Origin of the sequence: Cyanobium sp. ATX-6F1 (genome assembly GCF_047395825.1) — a bacterium.
GTDB lineage: Bacteria > Cyanobacteriota > Cyanobacteriia > PCC-6307 > Cyanobiaceae > ATX-6F1.
Genome location: NZ_JBCEBF010000001.1, coordinates 151841 through 170710, shown reverse-complemented (window position 1 = coordinate 170710; position 18870 = coordinate 151841). Strand labels below are relative to the sequence as shown.

General features: G+C 69.0%; 15 protein-coding genes and 8 pseudogenes. 10 read left to right on the top strand and 13 right to left on the bottom strand.

Annotated elements, in window-relative coordinates:
• Positions 1 to 50: 50 nt before the first annotated feature.
• Together petA and petC are read right to left on the bottom strand one after the other, a co-directional pair.
• Positions 51 to 986, bottom strand: coding sequence for a cytochrome f (gene petA / locus AAF143_RS01055; RefSeq protein ID WP_255005116.1), 936 nt, complete (start codon positions 984 to 986; stop codon positions 51 to 53).
• Positions 987 to 1032: 46 nt separating this feature from the next.
• Positions 1033 to 1569, bottom strand: coding sequence for a cytochrome b6-f complex iron-sulfur subunit (petC, locus tag AAF143_RS01050; RefSeq protein ID WP_255005114.1), 537 nt, complete (start codon positions 1567 to 1569; stop codon positions 1033 to 1035).
• Positions 1570 to 1696: 127 nt separating this feature from the next.
• On the opposite strand from petC, the gene AAF143_RS01045 reads away from it, so the two are divergent.
• On the top strand, positions 1697 to 2041 hold the full coding sequence (locus AAF143_RS01045; protein WP_255005109.1) for a DUF3067 family protein: 345 nt from the start codon (positions 1697 to 1699) through the stop codon (positions 2039 to 2041).
• On the opposite strand, the pseudogene tatC reads toward AAF143_RS01045, so the two are convergent.
• Both tatC and AAF143_RS01035 read right to left on the bottom strand, forming a co-directional pair.
• A pseudogene (gene tatC, locus AAF143_RS01040) lies at positions 2038 to 2792 on the bottom strand (twin-arginine translocase subunit TatC). The gene AAF143_RS01045 and the pseudogene tatC overlap by 4 nt on opposite strands.
• 126 nt (positions 2793 to 2918) lie before the next feature.
• A complete protein-coding gene (locus AAF143_RS01035) occupies positions 2919 to 4715 on the bottom strand; it encodes an NFACT family protein (RefSeq protein WP_414026393.1) in 1797 nt (598 codons plus the stop codon).
• Between the two features lie 32 nt (positions 4716 to 4747).
• On the opposite strand from AAF143_RS01035, the gene gmk reads away from it, so the two are divergent.
• Positions 4748 to 5344, top strand: a complete 597-nt coding sequence (gene gmk / locus AAF143_RS01030) for a guanylate kinase (RefSeq protein ID WP_409995598.1) — start codon at positions 4748 to 4750, stop codon at positions 5342 to 5344.
• A gap of 82 nt (positions 5345 to 5426) precedes the next feature.
• On the opposite strand, the gene psaJ is transcribed toward gmk, so the two are convergent.
• Positions 5427 to 5543 (bottom strand): photosystem I reaction center subunit IX, encoded by a 117-nt coding sequence (gene psaJ, locus AAF143_RS01025; protein WP_255005098.1) that lies wholly within the window; start codon positions 5541 to 5543, stop codon positions 5427 to 5429.
• 16 nt (positions 5544 to 5559) lie between these two features.
• A pseudogene (locus AAF143_RS01020) lies at positions 5560 to 6033 on the bottom strand (Photosystem I reaction center subunit III); the annotation flags it as partial.
• Positions 6034 to 6109: 76 nt separating this feature from the next.
• Between AAF143_RS01020 and tsaD the strand changes: the two are divergent.
• Positions 6110 to 7185 (top strand): annotated as a pseudogene (gene tsaD, locus AAF143_RS01015) (tRNA (adenosine(37)-N6)-threonylcarbamoyltransferase complex transferase subunit TsaD).
• A 25-nt stretch (positions 7186 to 7210) separates the two neighbouring features.
• Positions 7211 to 7407 (top strand): annotated as a pseudogene (locus tag AAF143_RS01010) (high light inducible protein).
• Here the strand turns inward: AAF143_RS01010 and AAF143_RS01005 are convergent.
• Both AAF143_RS01005 and AAF143_RS01000 read right to left on the bottom strand, forming a co-directional pair.
• Positions 7387 to 7692, bottom strand: a complete 306-nt coding sequence (locus AAF143_RS01005; RefSeq protein WP_414026392.1) for a hypothetical protein — start codon at positions 7690 to 7692, stop codon at positions 7387 to 7389. The pseudogene AAF143_RS01010 and the gene AAF143_RS01005 overlap by 21 nt on opposite strands.
• Positions 7656 to 8636, bottom strand: coding sequence for a type IV pilus twitching motility protein PilT (locus AAF143_RS01000; protein WP_414026391.1), 981 nt, complete (start codon positions 8634 to 8636; stop codon positions 7656 to 7658). The genes AAF143_RS01005 and AAF143_RS01000 overlap by 37 nt, the downstream gene beginning before the upstream one ends.
• A gap of 176 nt (positions 8637 to 8812) precedes the next feature.
• Between AAF143_RS01000 and wecB the strand changes: the two are divergent.
• A pseudogene (wecB, locus tag AAF143_RS00995) lies at positions 8813 to 9864 on the top strand (non-hydrolyzing UDP-N-acetylglucosamine 2-epimerase).
• Here wecB and AAF143_RS00990 read toward each other — a convergent pair.
• Positions 9842 to 11012 (bottom strand): annotated as a pseudogene (locus AAF143_RS00990) (efflux RND transporter periplasmic adaptor subunit). The pseudogenes wecB and AAF143_RS00990 overlap by 23 nt on opposite strands.
• Before the next feature lie 106 nt (positions 11013 to 11118).
• Between AAF143_RS00990 and ychF the strand changes: the two are divergent.
• Positions 11119 to 12207, top strand: a pseudogene (ychF, locus tag AAF143_RS00985) (redox-regulated ATPase YchF).
• 16 nt (positions 12208 to 12223) lie between these two features.
• Here ychF and katG read toward each other — a convergent pair.
• From katG to AAF143_RS00970, 3 genes and pseudogenes are all read right to left on the bottom strand, one after another.
• A pseudogene (gene katG / locus AAF143_RS00980) lies at positions 12224 to 14418 on the bottom strand (catalase/peroxidase HPI).
• An 87-nt stretch (positions 14419 to 14505) separates the two neighbouring features.
• Positions 14506 to 15399 (bottom strand): family 1 glycosylhydrolase, encoded by an 894-nt coding sequence (locus AAF143_RS00975; protein WP_414026390.1) that lies wholly within the window; start codon positions 15397 to 15399, stop codon positions 14506 to 14508.
• Positions 15392 to 15820, bottom strand: coding sequence for a family 1 glycosylhydrolase (locus AAF143_RS00970; RefSeq protein WP_414026389.1), 429 nt, complete (start codon positions 15818 to 15820; stop codon positions 15392 to 15394). The genes AAF143_RS00975 and AAF143_RS00970 overlap by 8 nt, the downstream gene beginning before the upstream one ends.
• Positions 15821 to 15892: 72 nt before the next feature.
• On the opposite strand from AAF143_RS00970, the gene AAF143_RS00965 reads away from it, so the two are divergent.
• Positions 15893 to 16105 (top strand): hypothetical protein, encoded by a 213-nt coding sequence (locus AAF143_RS00965; RefSeq protein WP_255005088.1) that lies wholly within the window; start codon positions 15893 to 15895, stop codon positions 16103 to 16105.
• On the opposite strand, the gene AAF143_RS00960 is transcribed toward AAF143_RS00965, so the two are convergent.
• Complete coding sequence (locus AAF143_RS00960) at positions 16076 to 17242, bottom strand: MFS transporter (RefSeq protein ID WP_255005087.1); 1167 nt, start codon at positions 17240 to 17242, stop codon at positions 16076 to 16078. The genes AAF143_RS00965 and AAF143_RS00960 overlap by 30 nt on opposite strands.
• A 47-nt stretch (positions 17243 to 17289) precedes the next feature.
• Here AAF143_RS00960 and AAF143_RS00955 point away from each other — a divergent pair, with 47 nt between their 5' ends.
• Genes AAF143_RS00955 through AAF143_RS00945 form a run of 3 tightly spaced genes read left to right on the top strand, consistent with a single transcriptional unit; the run spans position 17290 to position 18870 of the window.
• Positions 17290 to 17910 (top strand): alpha/beta hydrolase, encoded by a 621-nt coding sequence (locus AAF143_RS00955; protein WP_414026388.1) that lies wholly within the window; start codon positions 17290 to 17292, stop codon positions 17908 to 17910.
• Positions 17911 to 17941: 31 nt separating this feature from the next.
• Positions 17942 to 18733 carry an alpha/beta hydrolase family protein gene (locus tag AAF143_RS00950; protein ID WP_414026387.1) on the top strand — a complete coding sequence of 264 codons (792 nt, stop codon included), beginning with the start codon at positions 17942 to 17944 and terminating at the stop codon, positions 18731 to 18733.
• Positions 18706 to 18870, top strand: a complete 165-nt coding sequence (locus AAF143_RS00945; protein ID WP_414026386.1) for a hypothetical protein — start codon at positions 18706 to 18708, stop codon at positions 18868 to 18870. The genes AAF143_RS00950 and AAF143_RS00945 overlap by 28 nt, the downstream gene beginning before the upstream one ends.

Sequence of the window (18870 nt, the reverse complement as noted above, 5' to 3'; positions counted from 1 at the left end):
GCAGGAAGGGTCAGGGCTGGAAGAGGGATGAGCTCAGGCGCGGCGGTGAATCAGATCAGCCCCTCGGCGGCCTGGACTTTCTCGAACTGCTTCTTCTTGAGCACCAGCATGATCTGGGCCAGGGTGACGGCGGCGAAGAAGGCGAGCAGGCCATAGATCCTGACGGGGTTCTGCAGCACGATTTCGGTGTCCAACTGACCGAAACCGCCGACGTTGGGGTCGTCGGTGAGCGGGGCTCCGGCGGCCAGCTGATCACCCACGGCCACCAGCAGGGTGGGGCCGGCGGGGATGGTTTCGCTGACGCTGGCCCCATCGGCGGTGGTGATCGTCACAGCGGTGGCGCCGTTCTCGCCGGGGGTGATGCTGGCCACCCGGCCCGCAGCGGGGGCGGTGTAGACGGTGTTGTTGGACTTCTCACCGGTGGGGGTCACCTGGCCCCGGCCCCGGTTGCCGCCCACATTGATCGAGTATTTGCCGAAGTGAATGCCGCTGTCGGTGGCGGGATCAGGCGAAAGGATCGGGAAGACGATCTCCTGGTGCTGGTCACCGGGGAGTGGGCCCACCAGCAGGATGTTGGGGTAGGCATCGCTGTATTGGGTGTAGTAGACGCCTTCGGTTTCCTGCTTGAGCTCCTCGCTGAGGCGCTCGGGGGGCGCGAGGGTGAAACCGTCTGGAAGGATCACCACCGCCCCCACGTTCAGGCCGGTGCGGCTGCCGTCACCGCCCACCTGCTGCACGCTGGTGTCGTAGGGGATCTCGACGGTGGCCTTGAAGACCGTGTCGGGGAAGACCGCCTGGGGCACTTCCACGTGGGTGGGCTTCTTGGCCAGGTGGCAGTTGGCGCACACCAGTTTGCCGGTGGCTTCGCGGGGATTCTCGTAGTTCTGTTGGGCCCAGAAGGGATAGGCCCAGCTGCTCTGGGGGGCGATCAGCAGAACGCCGAAGGTCAGCAGGGTGGTCAGCAGGAGGGTGAGGGAGCGGCGCATGGGACGGACGGGCAGGCGACGGGAGGGGGAAGAAGGCTCAGCGGATTCAGGCCCACCAGGGCTGCTCACCGTTGCGGAAATCGGTGTCCGTCCAAGGGCTGAGGAACACGTTGTCGTTCTCGACGCTCACCTGGGCCAGGGCCAGGGAAAGGGGCGCGGGGCCGCGCACCACCTTGCCGGTGGCGTCGTACTGGCTGCCGTGGCAGGGGCACATGAACTTGTTGGCGCCGCTGTTCCAGGGCACCACGCAGCCCAGGTGGGTGCAGATCGCGTTGATGCCGTAGCTGCCAATCGCATCGGGCCCTTCCACGGTCAGGTAGGTGGGGTCACCCTTGAGGCCCTGCACCAGGCTGCGGTCGCCTTCGTTGTGGGTGGAAAGCCAGCCGCTGGCGGTGACGGAATTGCCCAGTTCGTCCTTGGCGCTCACCCCGCCGGAGCCGCCCACCGCCTTGGGGGGAATGAAGTAGTTGACCACCGGATAGAGGGCCCCCAGGGCGACGCCCGTGACCGATCCGAAGGTGAGCAGATTCATGAACTGCCGCCGACCCATTCCGGGGACATCGCTCGCTGGGATCTGAGTCATAGGAGCGGTCCAGTGAGCCGACGTGACGTGCCGCCCATTATGGACGCTGCCCTGCCCATCACCGTTTGTGGCGGCGGGGCCATGGTGGATTGCTGCAACATGCTGTTGCGCAACCCGACCCTTTCCCGTGCCCGAGCCTCCCGATGTGGAGCCCGCCCCGCCCCTCGGCCTTGAGGAGGTGCTCGGAGTGCTGCGCTCCCGTTGGCGCGCCTCCTACGACATGCAGCTGGTGCAGCGCCGGGGCCGGCTCTATCTGCAGGTGATGTGGGCCTACCTGGAGCAGCAGTCGTTCCCCCTGGACGCGGAGGCCTACGCCGCACACATCGGGGAACTGATCGCGCTGCTCAACGAACTGGGGGTGGCCGGCCAGGTGCGTGAGTGGCTGCTCACCACGGCTGAGCGCCCACGGCTGGGCAAGGCCATGGGCCTGGCACTGGAGACGGGCGGTCGGGGAAAGGAGTTCCTGCTCTAGCTCTCGCCCGGGGCCCCATCCGCAGCCTCGTGCACGCCGTCGCCGGCCGTGCCGGCTTCGGTTCGCACCGATTGCACCAGGGCAACGAGTGCCACCCCCACCAGGTAGAGGGCGGTGATCGCCCCGGTAAGCAGCAGCATCGTCACCGGATCGGTGGAGGGGTGAGCACGGCCCCCGCCAGGGCCGCCGCCAGCACCACCCAGCGCCACGCCGCCAGCATCGTTTCAGCCCGCAGCAGGCCGAAGGCCCCGAGCAGCAGCTGCAGCACGGGCAACTGGAAGGCCAGACCCGTGGCCACCATCAGCAGCAGGACGAAATCCAGGTAGCGCTCGATCGACCAGATCGGCTCGACCACATCGGCGCCGTAGCTCACCAGAAAGCGCAGGGCCGCCGGCACCAGGGCCCACCAGGCGAAGGCCAGGCCCCCCAGAAACAGCACGGCCGATCCAGCCACCGCCGGCGCCACCAGCCGCCGTTCCCGTCGGGTGAGGCCAGGGAGCACGAAGGCCAAGCCCTGATACAGGATGAACGGCAGTGCCAGGGTGAGGCCGGCATAGCCCGCCACCTTGAGCGACACGAACAGGAACTCCCCGGGAGCCAGCTGCAGGAAGCGCATGCCCTCGGCGGGCACCTCCAGCAGGCGAACCAGGGGTTTGACCAGGACCAGGCAGGCGGCGGCGGCCACCACCACAGCCAGCAGGCTCTGCAACACCCGCTGGCGCAGTTCCTCGAGGTGATCGACCAGGCTCATCTCCACCTCCGCCGGGAAGTCGCCTGGATCCCCCCGGGGCCGTTTTCGCTAACCAGCGGCCTGCGGCGTTGATGGGGGTGACTCGAATCGGTGCGGGCGGCTGGCCCGGTGGGGAATCGTTGGGACTCATGGCCGCTGCGCTGGTTCGAGGCTAGGGACCGGCGCTCCTGATCCGCCTGCCGGGCGGCTCAGCCAGGCTGCGGCGCGGCCTGGATCGGCCCAGAGCTGTTCGCCACCCCGGTGGCGCACGGTGCCGGCCCCCGCACCGGGGATGCGCTGCAACTGATCGGTGGGCACCATCACCACCGCCACCCGTCCATTGCCCCGGGCCCGGCTGAAGTGGGCGGCCAGATCGGCCGCCAGCTGGAGGTCGTCGTCCTGGGCCGGCGCCTCCGAGCTCTTGAGCACCACGTGACTGCCCGGGCATTCCTGGGCGTGGAACCAGAGATCCCCGCGGCGGGCCTGGCGCAGGCTGATCCACTCGTTCTGGCGGTGGTTGCGGCCCACCTGCACCCTCAGGCCACCTCCACTGCGCAGCTCCAGGGGTTGCGGTGGGACCGGCGCGCTGTTGGCGCCTCCGCCCAGGGGGCGTTTCGGTTTCCGGCCCTCGGCGCTGAGCTCCTGCAGTTCGGCCTCCAGGGTCTCCAGCTGGGCCAGGTCGTCGGCCTGCTCCATGAAGGTGAGGCTGGCCTCCAGTCGTTCGAGCCGCTCTCGATGGTGGGCGATCCGCGGGGTGATCGCCGCCTGCGAGCGCCGCAGCTTGCGGGCCTGGCGGTAGAGCCGCTGGGCCTCATCGATCTGCTCCCGGCGCGGGGCCTGGCCACTGAGCAGGGCGTGGGCGCGTTCCTGCAGCCCATCGCTGTCCTCCACCCGTGCGAGCAGCTGCTCTTGCTGCTGCAGCAAGCGCCGCTCCCGCTCGATCGCCTGGTTTCCCCGCTGGCGCAGGCCGCCCTGGCGCTCGGCCAGCAGCCGGCGGTTCAGCTCGCCGCTGTAATACCGGCTGAGGGCTCCGTTGATGGGCAGCCCAGCTGGGTGGGCCTCGCAGTCGCTGGTCGCTGCACCGGCCTCTTTCCAGCAGCGGAAGGCGCAGGCGCCGCCGGGGGTGAACTGGAAATCGCCAGTGGCCACGGCCCGCAGCCAACGCTGCCAGCGGCGCCAGAGTTGCTCCCATTGCGGCTCGTCCAGGGCGGCCACCGGTTGCTCCAGCAGGGCTCTCGAGACCTCCGGCTGATCTCCCGCCAGTTGCAGAGCCAGGGCGGGACTGATCCCCTGATAGGCCTCCCGCAGGGCCTGGCCCAGGGTCATGGGCACCAGGCTGAGGCGCCCCCTCCAGCGAGGGAAGGGCTCCTCGAGCGAGGGGCTGTGCCCCTGCAGGGACGGTGGCGGACCGTAGGCATCGCCGGTGCCGATCGGCCGCAGCCGTGAGTGCTGCTCCTTGACCTGACGGGCCAGGGTGATCACCCGTTGCTGCTCATCGAGCAGGAACACGTTGCTGTGGCGGCCCATCAGTTCCACCACCAGGGTGCGGCTGATCGGATCGCCTGGGCGGCGGGCGAAGCGCAGTTCCACCACCCGTTCCCAGCCCCGTTGCTCCAGCTCCACCAGGGCCAGACCGGCCAGGCCGTGTTGCAGTTGCTGGGCCAGGGTGCTGCCCGCACCGATGCGGGGGCGGCTCGATCGCCAGCAACCGCGGTGCCTCCGCCTGCCAGCTGATCTCCAGCCAGACACGTCGATCCAGCGCCCGCAGCCCCAGTTGCAGGGTGTGGGGGCGCTCTGCTGGGCCTTCTCGAAGCGGCAGGGCAGCAGGGTGGGCCGCCATTCCGCCAACACCGCCTTGAGGCTGGTCACATCGAGGGCCTGAAGGGGAAGGCGTTGCGGGCTCGCTCGGCTGGTGGTTCCAGCGGCTGTCTCAGGCGCGGTCATGGCCCCTACTCTGCTGGCAGGCGGTGTTTCCGATGATGGCTTCCCCTTCCTCCGCCGGGCGGCTCACGCTGATCACCGGACCGAGCGGTGTCGGCAAGGGCACTCTGGTGGCGGCCTTGTTGCGGCGCCATCCCCGCATCTGGCTGTCGGTGTCGGCCACCACACGCTCGCCCCGCGCCGGGGAGGTGGACGGGGAGCACTACTTCTTCCTCAGCCGCGAACGCTTCGACCGTCAGCTGGAGGCGGGGGGACTGCTGGAGTGGGCCGAATTCGCCGGCCATCGCTATGGAACGCCGCGCGAACCTGTGGAGCGCCACCTGGCCGCAGGACATCCGGTGCTGCTGGAGATCGAGCTGGAGGGGGCGCGCCAGGTGCGGCGCAGCTTTCCCGAGGGCTTTCAGATCTTCCTCAAACCCCCTTCCTTCGAGGAGTTGGAGCGGCGCATCCGCGGTCGCGGCACCGACAGCGAGGAGGCGATCGCCCGGCGGCTGCAGCGGGCGCGGGTGGAGCTGGAGGCCGAGGCGGAGTTCGATGCGGTGCTGGTGAACGGAGATCTCGATCAGGCCCTGCTCCAACTGGAGGCGTTGATGGGCCTTGGCGCAGAGCCGGCGGTTGCCCCCAGTGCCTGAGGGGGCTGGTCGGGATGGCGGCGGGTGGTCAGCCCATAAAAAAGCGGCCCTTGGGCCGCCTGAAAGGGATGGGTTTCCCGGCTCAGAGGGGGTGGAAGAGCAGATCGGGGAAAAACCGATTGAACTCGATCATGATTCCGGCCGTGAGGGTGAACCAGACGGCTGCGACGACGGGGGCGGTGGTGAGGAATTTCTTCATGGTTCCAGTAATCAGCGGGGGAAACGGTGACTTTGGAGTCGTCTTCCAGCATTTTTCCGCCGGCGAACTCCTTGAAGGCCGCCAGGGGCCAGGCGGCGGCGGAGAGGGTGGATTTGAACGCCAGGGGCATGTCGATCTGGATTTCCCGCATGGTGGCGTCCTTGCTGCCGCGGATGGCCATCAGGTAGGAGCGGCCGGCCCAGCCGATCGTGCCGGTGATGTAGAGGAAGGCAATGCTCGGAATCAGGAAATCACCGGCATGGCTGAAGCGGCCATCGACGATCAGGTGGGGCAGGCCATCGGTGCCACAGAGGGCCTGGCTGTAGTTCGAGAACCGGGCCTTGGCCTGGTCCGTGGTGGCTTGGCTCGCCCGCTGCTGGAAGCGGGGGCTCTCAGCACAGGGGGTCAGCCCCGCGATATCGGCGTGGGCCACGGGGGCGAAGCCGAAGATCAGGAAGGCTGAGATCAGAACAGCAAAGAGACGGCGCATCGTGTCCGGTGCTGGGGAAAGACCTGCGGGAAGGCAGGATGTCACTTGCGGACAGTAGGGGACATCTCAAGAGCCGATGCCGACCCTCCTGGCCGTCGAAACAAGTTGTGACGAGTCCGCTGCGGCGATCGTGCGCGACCAGACGGTGCTCGCCAGTGCCGTCGCTTCTCAGGTCGAGGAGCACGCACTCTGGGGTGGGGTGGTGCCTGAAATCGCCTCCCGCCGCCATGTGGAAGCCCTGCCGCTGCTGATCGAGCAGGTGATGGCCGAGAGCGGTCTGGGCTTCGGCGATCTGGACGGCATCGCCGCCACGGTGGCCCCCGGGCTGGTGGGGGCGTTGCTGGTGGGTTCGGTCACCGGGCGCACCCTGGCCGCCCTCCATGGGCTGCCGTTTGTGGGGGTGCATCACCTGGAGGGCCACCTCTGCTCCGTGCATCTGGGGGACCCCCTGCCGCCGGGGCCCGCCCTGGTGCTGCTGGTGAGCGGTGGCCACACCGAACTGATCCGGATCGATGGTCCGGGTCGCTACGAGCGCCTGGGCCGCAGCCGCGATGATGCGGCCGGCGAGGCCTTCGACAAGGTGGCCCGCTTGCTGGGCCTGGGCTACCCCGGTGGTCCGGCGATCCAGGCGGCCGCTGCCGGCGGCGACCCCCACCGCTTCCCCCTGCCCAAGGGGAGGGTCTCCCTGCCCCAGGGCGGCTTCCATCCCTATGACTTCAGTTTCAGCGGCCTCAAGACGGCGGTGCTGCGGCTGGTGCAATCGCTGGATGCCGCGGGCGGGCCGCTGCCGGTGGCCGACCTGGCGGCCAGCTTCGAGCAGGTGGTGGCTGAGGTGCTGGTGGAACGCAGCTGCCGCTGTGCCCGCGACCAGGGCCTCGGCACCGTGGTGATGGTGGGTGGCGTGGCGGCCAACCAGCGCCTGCGCGCCTTGATGGAGAAGCGTTGCGCTGCTCTGGGGCTGCTCTGGCGTGTGGCCCCCTGGCCTACTGCACCGACAACGCGGCCATGGTGGGGGTGGCGGCGGCCCAGCGGCTGGCGGCCGGGTCGCGCAGCTCGCTCAAGCTCGGGGTGACCCCGCGGCTGGCCCTGGAGCAGGCCGATGACCTTTACGAACCACCCACGGGCCTTTCCTTGCCCATCCCCTTAGGGTGAATCTGCCAACCCTGCGGCCGGCCCCATGGCCCCTGCTGACATGCGTGAGAACGGCGAGGGCCCCACTCCCGTGGGACGGGACGAGCTGAACGCCTGGCGGCGGGGATTCACCCCCAGGCCGAGATCTGGAATGGCCGGCTGGCGATGCTGGGTCTGTCGTTGGGCATCGGGGTGCTGCTGCTGGTGCGCCTGCTGAGCAGCTCACTGACGGCCGCGAAGTGACTGGGCCAGTTCGTTCGGTTTGAGGCTCTGGGCCAGGGCGTCTTCAGGGTCGACTTTTCCGGTTTGCACCAGTTTCAGCAGCGCCTGGTTGGCGCTCTGCATGCCGTCGAAGGCACTGCGCTCCATGATCTGCTCCACCTCGTCCATCTTGGCCTGCTGGATGTAATCCCGGCAGGCATCGGTGTTGATGAGGATGTCGTGGAAGGCGGCCCGTTTGCCGTCAGTGGTTTTGATCAGCCCCTGGGAAATCACCGCCAGCAAGGCTTCGGAGACGGAGCGGCGCACATTGTCCTGGTCTTCAGGGGGTACATGCCCAGCACCCGTTCCACCGTGCGCACGGCGGAGTTGGTGTGGAGGGTCCCAAACACCAGGTGACCGGTCTGGGAGGCTTCAAGGGCGGTGGTGAGTGTTTCCCTGTCCCTGATTTCACCGATCAGGATCACATCGGGATCCTCCCGCAGGACTGCCCGAAGGGCATTGTGGAACAGCTTTGTGTGGTGCCCCACTTCCCGCTGGCGCACCATGGAGCTCTTGCTCTGGTGGACGAATTCGATCGGATCCTCGATCGTGACGATGTGACGTTTCTGGTTGCGGTTGATCCAGTCGATCATCGCCGCCAAGGTGGTGCTCTTGCCCGAACCGGTGGGCCCGGTCACCAGCACCAGGCCCTTGGGCCGCTGACAGACCTCCTCAAGCACATCGGGCAGGTTGAGGTCCTGGATTGTGGCGATTTTCTGGGGGATCAGCCGCAGCACCATCGCCGGCCCAAGCAGGGTTTCCAGCAGGTTGATCCGCACCCGCACGAAGGGGAACGCGAAGGAACCGTCAAATTCCTTGTCGTTCTGGAATCGATCGATTTCCACCGGAGTGAGCATCTCCCGAAGCCAGCCGTTGAAGGTGGCCTGATCAGCCACAGGCCAGCCGGTGTGCCGCATGTCACCCCGCACCCGGTAACGGGGTTCTTCCCCCACCCCGAGGTGGACGTCGGAGAAATTGCGTTCGTGGGCGATGCGCACGATCTCCTGCAGGTTGCTGGGCTCAGGGGGCAGGTCGAGACCCTTGGACGCTTCCTCGCTGGAGGTGATGGCCTGAGTGGAGACCGCCTCGGGGAGCGGCGCGGCCGGGGAGGGGATCGCCGGGATGGAGGGAATGGGCGGCAGATCCGGCACGGTCGGCGCCGCCAGGGGGGGGAAGAGGGAGGAGGGAGCCCCTGGTTCGTTGGCGGACATGGTGACGGCGTGCTCAGTCGTTGCACCAAGCTTTGCTTGAATTCGCGCCGTTGTCATGGGTCTGCGGCGCCCATCTTTAGGATCCGCCCGATTGCTGCGCCGTTTTGACCCCTCTTCCCCTGGTCACCATCGTGCTCGGCACCCGGCCAGAGGCGATCAAACTGGCGCCGGTGATCATGGCCTTCCGCGCGGCCACTGATCTGCGCACCCGGGTGGTGCTGACCGGCCAGCACAGGGAGATGGTGAGCCAGGTGATGGATCTGTTCGGGCTCACGGCCGATCTGGACCTGGCGCTGATGGCCCCGAAGCAGACCCTCACCCACGTCACCTGTGCGGCCTTGCAGGGGCTGCGTGAGGAGTTCACGGCCCATCGGCCCGATCTGGTGCTGGTGCAGGGGGACACCACCACCGCCTTCGCCTCGGCCCTGGCCGCTTTCTACGAGCAGATCCCCGTGGGCCACGTGGAGGCGGGCCTGCGCACGGACAACCTGCTGGATCCCTTCCCCGAGGAGGCCAACCGACGTTTGATCTCCCAGGTGGCCCAGCTGCATTTCGCTCCCACCCGCGTCTCTGAGGCCAATCTCAGGGCCTCCGGCGTGGTGGGGCGCGTGCTGGTCACCGGCAACACGGTGATCGATGCCCTGCTGCTGATGGCCGAGCGCGCCCCCAGCTGGTGATCCCCGGCCTCGACTGGCAGCGGCAGCGGGTGATCCTGGCCACGGTGCACCGGCGCGAGAACTGGGGCCCCCGTCTGCAGGACATCGGCCATGGCTTCCTGGAGCTGCTGGAGCGCTTCCCCGACACCGCCCTGCTGCTGCCCCTGCACCGCAATCCCACCGTGCGGGAACCACTCGAAGCGCTGCTGGGCAGCCACCCCAGGGCCTTCCTCACCGAACCGCTCGACTACGACCGTCTGGTGGCGGCGATCCGTGGCTGCACGCTGCTGCTCACAGATTCCGGTGGTCTGCAGGAGGAGGCACCGGCCCTGGGCAAGCCCGTGCTGGTGCTGCGGCGCACCACGGAGCGGCCTGAGGCGGTCGATTCAGGCACCGCCCGCCTGATCGGCACCGACACCGCCGACATCGTGCGCGAAGCCTCACAGCTGCTGGAGGATCCGGCCGCCTACGCGGCGATGGCCCAGGCCCACAACCCCTTCGGCGATGGCCAGGCCAGCGGCAGGATCCTGGAGGCCAGCCGGGCGCTGCTCAACTCCCGGGTCGCTTCTTAGCCCAGGGCGGCAGGTCGATGAACACCTTCGTGCCGGGGTTCAGGCCGCTGAGGATCTGGGTGTTCCGGCCGCTGCTGTTACCCAGTTCCACGGGCTGGAAGGTGGGTTCGTTGCCCTTGCCCACCAGCAGCACCCCCGGCTTGCCGCCTTCGGTGACCACGGCCACGGTGGGCACCAGGGTGCGCACCGCTAGCTGGCCGGTCTGGAAGTCGATGTCGGCGGTCATGCCGATGCGCAGCTCCGGCGGCGGATTGATCAGCTGAAGCTTCCACCTCGAAGGAGGTGACGTTGTTGGTCTTGACCGCCCGCGGGGCGATCTGTTTGACCTGGGCGGCGAAACGCCGGTCGGGGAAGGCATCCACCCGCAGGCTGGCCGCCTGACCCACCCGGATGCGTCCGATGTCGTTCTCGGGCACCTTGGCCACCGCCTCGAGGCCCTGGGCCAGTTCCACCACCGAGGAGCTGCTGGCCCCGGCGTTGGCCGAGGCCGCCGTGGTCGGGGTGACGAAGGCGCCAGGATCGGCGAAGCGCTGGGTGATCACCCCGTCGAAGGGGGCGCGGATGGTCAGTTCGGAGCGTTCCACGCCGCGTTGGCCGCTCCGCTGCCGGGCGGCGTCGAGGGCGGCCTGGCTGGTGGCCAGGCGGGTGTTGAAGGAGATGAAGTCGTCCTGGCTGATGGCGCCCTGGGCGTAGAGCTTGCGCCGCCGTTCGAACTCCGAGCGGCTGCGGCGGTATTCCGCCTGCGCCTGGCGCACCTGGGCCTGGAATTCGCTTTCGCGGTCCTGGAGATCGCCGCTGTCCATCAGGGCGATGGGCTGGCCCGCCTTCACCCGCTCACCCTCGTCGATGAAAAGGGTCTGCAGCACGCCACCGCGCTTGGGGCTGACGTTGACGCTGCGCACGGCCTTCAGTTCACCGCTGGCGCTGACGATGCCGGGCAGGCTGCCGCGCTCGGCGCTCACGGTGTAAGTGCTGAGGTTTTTGGAGCGCTCAGCGCTGCGCCGGCTCGACCAGAGGCTGAAGCCGCCGATGGCGACCGCCAGGGCCAGGGCGCCGGCGGCCCAGACACGTTGGCGTTGCCGGCGAGGGCGCTTGATCGGACCCGTTGGCTTGGTCTCCCCAGCGACCCTCGGGGCTGGTTGGAGCATGGAGGAAGGAATGGGTCGGATGCGGCGGTGGCCCCAGTCTTGATGGTTCCGGCCGCGAATGGCGAGCCCGAAGGTGGCGAAGACCGACCCGTTTAGATTCCGGCCCATGCTCAAAGCCGGAATCGTGGGGCTGCCCAACGTGGGCAAATCCACCCTCTTCAACGCTCTGGTGGCCAACGCCCAGGCCCAGGCCGCCAACTTTCCCTTCTGCACGATCGAGCCGAACGTGGGCATCGTGGCCCTGCCGGATGCGCGCCTGGCCAAGCTCTCGGCGATCTCCCGCTCCAAGGAGCTGATCCCCACCCGGGTGGAGTTCGTGGACATCGCCGGGCTGGTGGCCGGCGCCAGCCAGGGGAGGGTCTGGGCAACAAGTTCCTCGCCAACATCCGCGAGGTGGACGCGATCGTGCACGTGGTGCGCTGCTTTGAGGACGACGACGTGATCCACGTTTCCGGCAGCGTTCAGCCGGTGCGGGATGCCGAGGTGATCAACCTGGAGCTGGGCCTCTCGGACCTGGCCCAGGTGGAGAAACGGCGCGAGCGACTCAAGAAGCAGGCCCGCACCAGCAAGGAGGCCCAGGCCGAGGATGCCCTGCTGGGGCGCATCCAGCTGGTGCTGGAGCAGGGGGCGCCGCCCGCAGCCTGGGGCTGAGCGAGGAGGAGCAGAGCCTGATCCGGCCCCTGGGGCTGCTCACCCTCAAGCCGATCATCTACGCCACCAACGTCAGCGAAGACGACCTGGCGGCCGGCAACGACCACAGCCGCGCGGTGCTGGAACTGGCGGGCCGTGAGGGGGCCGAATCCGTGCGCATCTCCGCCCAGGTGGAGGCCGAACTGGTGGATCTGGGCGAGGAGGAGCGCGCCGATTACCTGGCGGGCCTGGGGGTGAGCGAGGGGGGCTCAAGAGCCTGATCCGCGCCACCTACCAGCTGCTGGGCCTGCGCACGTACTTCACCACCGGCGAGAAGGAAACCCGGGCCTGGACGATCCACGCGGGCATGACCGCCCCCCAGGCCGCCGGCGTGATCCACACCGATTTCGAGCGGGGCTTCATTCGCGCCCAGACCGTGGCCTACGAGCAGCTGATCGAGGCCGGTTCCCTGGCCGAGGCCCGCAACCGCGGCTGGTTGCGCAGCGAGGGCAAGGAGTACGTGGTGGCCGAAGGAGATGTGATGGAGTTTCTGTTCAACGTCTGAGTCGGCCGCGGCCGGCTCAGCTCCTGTCGAAGCGATCCAGGTTCATCACCTTGCCCCAGGCGGCGCCGAAATCGCGCACGAACTTCGCGCCCGCATCGGCCTGGGCATAGACCTCCGCCAGGGCGCGTAGCTGGGAGTTGGAGCCGAACACCAGATCCACGCGGGTGCCGCTCCAGCGGAGTTCGCCGCTGCGGCGGTCACGCCCCTCGAACAGATCGCCGGCCTCCGATGTGGGGCTCCAGACGGTGCCGATGTCGAGCAGGTTCACGAAGAAATCGTTGCTGAGCACACCGGGCCGATCGGTGAACACCCCATGGGGGAGGCCTCTGTGTTCGCCCCCAGCACCCGCAGACCACCGATCAGCACGGTCAGCTCGGGGGCGCTGAGGGTGAGCAGCTGGGCCCGATCGATCAGCAGGTGCTCCGCCGCCACGCTGAAGGCCCGTTGTTGGTAATTGCGGAAGCCATCGGCCTGGGGCTCGAGCAGCGCGAAGGAGTCCACATCCGTCTGCTCCTGGGTGGCGTCGCTGCGGCCAGGACTGAAGGGCAGCTCCAGGCTGTGGCCAGCGGCCCGGGCGGCCGCTTCCACGGCGGCATCACCGGCCAGCACGATCAGATCGGCCAGGGAGACCCTGGTGCCATCGCCCTGGGCGCCGTTGAACGCCGCTTGGATGGTTTCGAGCACCCCGAGCACCCGCTTCAGCTGCCCGGGCTGGTTGACGGCCCAGTCTTTCTGGGGCGCCAGACGCAGGCGGGCGCCGTTGGCACCGCCGCGCTTGTCGGAGCCCCGGAAGGTGGAGGCCGAGGCCCAGGCGGTGGCCACCAGCTCGCCCACCGACAGCCCCGAGGCCAGCAGCTGGGCTTTTAGCCCGGTGAGGCCGGCGGCATCGATCAGGGGGTGATCGACGGCGGGGATCGGGTCCTGCCAGAGCAGCACTTCGGCGGGAACCTCCGGGCCGAGGTAGAGCGTCTTGGGTCCCAGATCGCGGTGGGTGAGCTTGAACCAGGCGCGGGCGAAAGCGTCGGCGAAGGCCTGCTGATCCTGGTGAAAGCGGCGGGCGATCGGCTCGTAGATCGGATCGAAGCGCAGCGAGAGGTCGGCCGTGGTCATCATGGGCCGGTGCTTGATGCCGGGGTCGTGGGCGTCGGGGATCAGGTGCGCCTCGCTCACGTCCCTGGCCTGCCATTGCCAGGCGCCGGCGGGGCTTTTGGTCAGCTCCCACTCGTAACCGAACAGCATCTCGAAGTAGCCCCGGTCCCAGCGGGTGGGGTTGGGTTTCCAGGCCCCTTCGAGGCCGCTGGTGGTGGTGTCGGCACCCTTGCCGCTGCCGTGGCGGTTGCGCCAGCCCAGGCCCTGCTCCTCCAGCGGCGCCCCCTCCGGCGCCGGGCCCACCAGCTCGGTGGAGCCGGCGCCGTGGGCCTTGCCGAAGGTGTGCCCGCCGGCGGTGAGCGCGACGGTTTCTTCGTCGTTCATGGCCATGCGCTTGAAGGTTTCGCGCACATCGCGGCCCGAGGCCACCGGGTCGGGCACCCCATTCGGGCCTTCCGGGTTGACGTAGATCAATCCCATCTGCACGGCGGCCAGGGGCCGCTCCAGATCGCGGTCGCCGCTGTAGCGCTGATCGCCCAGCCAGGTGGTCTCGTTGCCCCAGAAGATGTCCTCCTCGGGCTGCCAGATGTCAACGCGGCCGCCGCCGAAGCCGAAGGTCGCCAAACCCATCGATTCGAGGGCGCAGTTGCCGGCCAGGATGATCAGATCGGCCCAGGAGATGGCATTCCCATAGGCCTGTTTGATCGGCCAGAGCAGCCGGCGGGCCTTGTCGAGGTTGCCGTTGTCAGGCCAGCTGTTGATCGGTGCGAAGCGCTGGTTGCCGGTGCCGGCGCCGCCGCGGCCATCGGCGGTGCGGTAGGTGCCGGCGCTGTGCCAGGCCATGCGGATGAACAGACCGCCGTAGTGGCCCCAGTCCGCCGGCCACCAGTCCTGGGAGTCGGTCATCAGCGCCACCAGATCGCGTTTGAGGGCGGCGTAATCGAGGCTTTTGAAGGCTTCGGCGTAGTCGAAGTCGCGCCCCAGGGGATTGGAGGCGGGGGCGTGCTGGTGAAGGATGCTCAGATTCAGCTGCTGCGGCCACCAGTCGCGGTTCGAGGGGCCCCGGCCGGCGGCGCTGCCTCCCCCATGGCCGCTGAAGGGGCACGGACTGATGGCGGTCATCGTTCTGGGTCCTCTGGGGCGGAGGAATCGTCCGCTGCCTGGACCGTAGGCAGACCCCCCGGCGCAGTCAGGCCGGTGTCACATCCCTCAAGGGCGCTGGGCCGCCAGCAGGGCCGCCAAGCGCCGAAATTCCTCAGCGCCGGGGCCCCACCGCCGCTCCTGGGTGGCGAAGTCGACGCCATACAGACCGAAGCGCAGCGTGTAGCCATCGGTCCACTCGAAGTTGTCGAGCAGCGACCAGTGGAAGTAGCCCTTGACCGGGATTCCTTCCGCCATCGCCCAGGCCATGGCGTAGGCATGGGAGCGCAGGTAGGGGCCCCGCAGGCGGCCGGCGGCATCGGCCACGCCGTTTTCGGTGATCATCACCGGCAGCTGGTAACGGTTCCAGACCCGCCGCAGGATCGTCAGCAACCCCTGGGGATGGATCTCGACGCCGGCGTCGCTGAGCGGTCCCGGGCCCGATCGCAACTCCACCATCGTCGGGGCCTCAGGAGCGAAGCGCACCAGGTGGCGCCGGTAGAAGTTGACGCCCACGAAATCGGCGGAACCGGCGAGCTCGGCCATCGCCTCATCGAGCACGGGGAATCCCGGCAGCCTCAGCTGCAGGGCACCCCGCTGGATCGAGTCGTAGAAGGCCCAGTTGAAGCCGGTTTCCAGCAGGCGCGTCGCCAGGCGATCCAGCGGCCACCAGCGCCGAAGGGGCTCCGCGACCACCAGATGCATGGCGGCGCCGATCTGCGCCCCAGGGCAGGCCGCCCGCAGGGCACGGGCGGCGAGGGCATGGCCCCGCAGCAGACCGGCGAAGGCCCGGACCGCCAGGGCTTTATCCCGCAGACCCGGCGGCCATAGGCCGTTCACATAGCCGTAGAACATCTGCACATTCGGCTCGTTGAGGGTGCACCAGAAGCGCACGTCCGCACCGAGGCGACGCCCGGCCTCGGCGGCGAAGCTCTCCAGGCGCTGGGGAAACTCCTCAGCCACCAGCCCGCCGCGCTCCGCCAGCCATCCGGGCAGGGTGGAAGTGCAGCAGGGTGAGCATCGGCTCGATGCCAACCGCACGCAACTGGGCGATCTCGTCGGCGTAGTGGTCCCAGGCCCGCTGATCCCAGTGGCCGGGGGCGGGCTCAAGGCGGCTCCACTCGATCGAGAACCGGTGGGCATTGGCCCCCAGCGCCTTGATCAGCCCGACGTCTTCGGAGACACGGTTCCAATGGTCGGCGGCGGCTCCACTGCGGGCGCCGCCCTTGATCATTCCTGGAATCGTCTCGAAGCGGGCCCAGTCATTGCCGCTGGTGTGACCCTCCACCTGATAAGCCGCCGTGGCCACGCCCCAGAGGAAGTCCGTTGGGACCGGTGTGATGAAGGGGTTGGCCGGAATCGACTGAAAGGAGGGATCGTCCATGACCTGAATGCTTCACGCCTGCGGATGGCGCCGATCGTCGGTGAGAATCGGTGCAACAGATCCCGGCTGGCCATGAGTGTGAATCACGAACCCGCTGCGTCCAGATCAGCTGCCTCCGAACCCGCTGCCCCGGAAGAGCATCCCCACAACTTCGAGGTGCAGAAGGAACTGCACCAGCGCATCCGCAACGACCCCGATTACGACGACTGGGAGTACGGCACCGAACCGCTGCCCCACGAAGCCTGGGTGCCTGGTTCAGGTGCCAAGCCTGACCCTGGGGCGTAACTGCCTCACCAGCCCCAGCCCCGCCAGACAAAGCACCCCCATCAGCGACCAGAGCCCCACCCCGTGGCCCTGGCGGTCCAGCAGTTGGCCGGCCACCAGGGGCGCCACGAAGGCACTGAGGGCAAAGCACTGGGAGAACAGGGCCATCGCCAGACCCTTGTGCTCCGGCGGGCTGAGTTCCACCACCGCCTCGGTGGCGGTGGGGAGGAACGCCGCCTCCCCCAGGGCCAGGGGCAGCTGGGCCAGCAGCAGCACCGCGGTGCTGGCCTGCCCAAAGGCGGAGAGGGCCAGCAGGCCATTGCCGAGGGCGAAACAGATCAGGCTCAGTCCCAGGCCGAAGCGCACCGGCCGGTCCGCCAGGGCACGGCCCACCGGCCACTGGAGCAGCAGCAGCAGGACCAGTTGCAGTCCGATCAGCAGGCTGCCCAACTGCTCGGCCATCGGTGCACGCGCAAGCCCGCCGCGCAGCAGGTCGAGGGGCAGGGCGCTCTGCAGCAGGACCGGCATCGCTGTGGCCAGCACCGTCACCCCCAGCATCGGCAGCAGCGCCAACCACCAGCGCCCTGAACGGCCGGCGGCGGCGGCCAGGGGTTGGGCCACAGGCAGGGGCCGCAGGGCCAGCACCAGGATCAGCACCACCATGCAGGCGATGTCCACCAGGTAGATGCCCCGCAGCTTCCCGAGCTGCGACAGCAGTGCCCCCGCCAGTGCCCCCGTGGCGATGCCGGCGGCATCGGCGCTGCGGGCGAGGGCGAAGCCCCGGCTGGAGGGGAAGGATCCACAGCTCTGGGCGACGGCCAGTTCGATCGCGGGCCAGTAGAGCCCCATGGCCACCCCCAGCAGCAGCTGACCGCGCAGGTAACCGCCGAACCCGTCGGCCAGCAGCAGTTGCGTGTCCGCCAGCAGGGAGAGCAGCGCCGCCAGCTGCACCGGCACGGCGCCGTTGAGACCCCGGTCCAGCAACCAGCCACTGAAGAATCGGCTCAGGGTGCCGGCCAGGGCCGCCGCCGCCAGACCGCTGCCCACGCCGGTGGCGGAGACGCGCACGGCGTGGAACACCATCGGCGTCAGATAAAGCACCCCGCCCGCCCCCACACTGGCGATCAGTCGGATCAGGGCGACTTCACGCAGCGGCACGGGAAACTGGGACCACCAGGCCCTGGCCCTGGTTCCCGCATGAGGCTGTGTCAAACCGCTCCCGCTGGCTGCCTATCGCGCTCAGCAGTCTGCTGCTGGGGGGCTCGCCCGCAGGGGCCGCCGAGCATCTCGATGTGCGCCTCGATGGGCTCACCCTGCCCCTGGACCTGCGTCAGCTGGAGGCCTGGAGCCGCTCCCCCGACAGCCGCCAGGGGGATCTGGGGGTGTGGATGGAGGTTCTGGACGCCCGCAGCCGCCAGGACCTGGCACGGCTGCTGCGGGCGCCCTTGCTGCGGGATCGCACCTTCGGCCAGCAACTGCTGCAGAGCTGGGCGGGACGCCAGGTGGCGGCGGAGGTGGGGGAGCTGATCAGCGCCGAGGGCGACGGCGGCGGTGACGTGCTGCTGTCCTCGTTGCGGGAGCTGTTGGGGCGCCAGGCGGAGGTGAACGTGCTCGATCTGCTGCGGGCGGTGCCGGTGAACCGGCTGACGCTGCAGCTCGATGGTTTGATCGTTCTGGCGGCCGAGTGGCGCCAACAGTTGCGCGACCAGGGACGGGCCATGGAGCGGCTGCGCCAGCTGCCCCTGCCGGCGGCCCCCGCCCTTGCCGAGGCTCCTTGGAACCCGCCGGTGTTCCCCGCCCGCAGGGCCAGGGACGCCAGGCTGTAGCCCCCGGCAGCCGGAGCGGCTGCTGCTGCCCGTGGCCCACCGGGCGGTGCCCCTGCCCCTGGAGCTCTGGCGCGCCCAGAGCACCCGCCATCGCAGCTGGGTGGTGCTCATGCCTGGGCTGGGTGGCAGCGCCGAGCAGATGGGCTGGCTGGGGGCTGAACTGGCCGCCCGGGGCTGGTCGGTGCTGGCCTTGGAGCACCCCGGCAGCGATCAAAAGGCCGTCAAGGAGCTGCTGGATGGTCGCCGGCCCCTGCCTGGGGCGGAAACCCTGCCCGATCGTCTGGCGGACCTGGAGGCGGTGCTTTCCGCCGAGCGCAGCGGCCGGCTGCCCCGGCTCGGCGACTCGGTGGTGTTGATGGGCCATTCCCTCGGCGGTCTCTCCGCGCTGCTGGCGGCGGGCCTGCGTCCGGAACCGGGCCTGGGCCGCCGCTGCCGTCGGGCCCTGAACTCGATCCCGCTGATCAACCTCTCGAGGCTGCTGCAGTGCCAGCTGAATCAGGTCAGCCTGCCGCCAGCCAGGTCGACCGTGCCGGTGGCGGGGGTGGTGGCCTTCAACAGTTTCGGCAGCCTGCTCTGGCCCCATCACGGCCTGGAGCGCCTTCCGGTGCCGCTGCTGCTGCTGGGGGCAGCCTCGATCTGGTCACTCCGCCCGTGTCCGAGCAGCTGGATCAGTTCCTGCCCGGCAACCATCCCCTCAGCCGGCTGGTGCTGGTGGATGGGGCCAGCCACTTTTCGCCCGTGCGCCTCCCCTCCGCGGATCAGGCCCTGTTCAAGATCGGTGACGCCTTCGTGGGGGTGGAACCCCGGCAGGCCCAGGCCCTGATGCTGCAGCTCACCGGTGATTTCCTTGCGGGCCTGGAGCTCGGCCAGCCCCTGCCCGCCCAGAAGCTTCAACGGGAGTCCGTGACGGCCTACGTGCTCGATGCTGGGGCCGCCCAGCGTTGGCGTCAGGGGCTCTGA

Coding starts and splice junctions, on each gene's coding strand:
- petA (WP_255005116.1), bottom strand. CDS start 986: ATGCGCCGCTCCCTCACCCTCCTGCTGACCACCCTGCTGACCTTCGGC.
- petC (WP_255005114.1), bottom strand. CDS start 1,569: ATGACTCAGATCCCAGCGAGCGATGTCCCCGGAATGGGTCGGCGGCAG.
- AAF143_RS01035 (WP_414026393.1), bottom strand. CDS start 4,715: ATGACCGCGCCTGAGACAGCCGCTGGAACCACCAGCCGAGCGAGCCCG.
- gmk (WP_409995598.1), top strand. CDS start 4,748: ATGATGGCTTCCCCTTCCTCCGCCGGGCGGCTCACGCTGATCACCGGA.
- psaJ (WP_255005098.1), bottom strand. CDS start 5,543: ATGAAGAAATTCCTCACCACCGCCCCCGTCGTCGCAGCCGTCTGGTTC.
- AAF143_RS01000 (WP_414026391.1), bottom strand. CDS start 8,636: ATGTCCGCCAACGAACCAGGGGCTCCCTCCTCCCTCTTCCCCCCCCTG.
- AAF143_RS00970 (WP_414026389.1), bottom strand. CDS start 15,820: ATGGACGATCCCTCCTTTCAGTCGATTCCGGCCAACCCCTTCATCACA.
- AAF143_RS00965 (WP_255005088.1), top strand. CDS start 15,893: ATGAGTGTGAATCACGAACCCGCTGCGTCCAGATCAGCTGCCTCCGAA.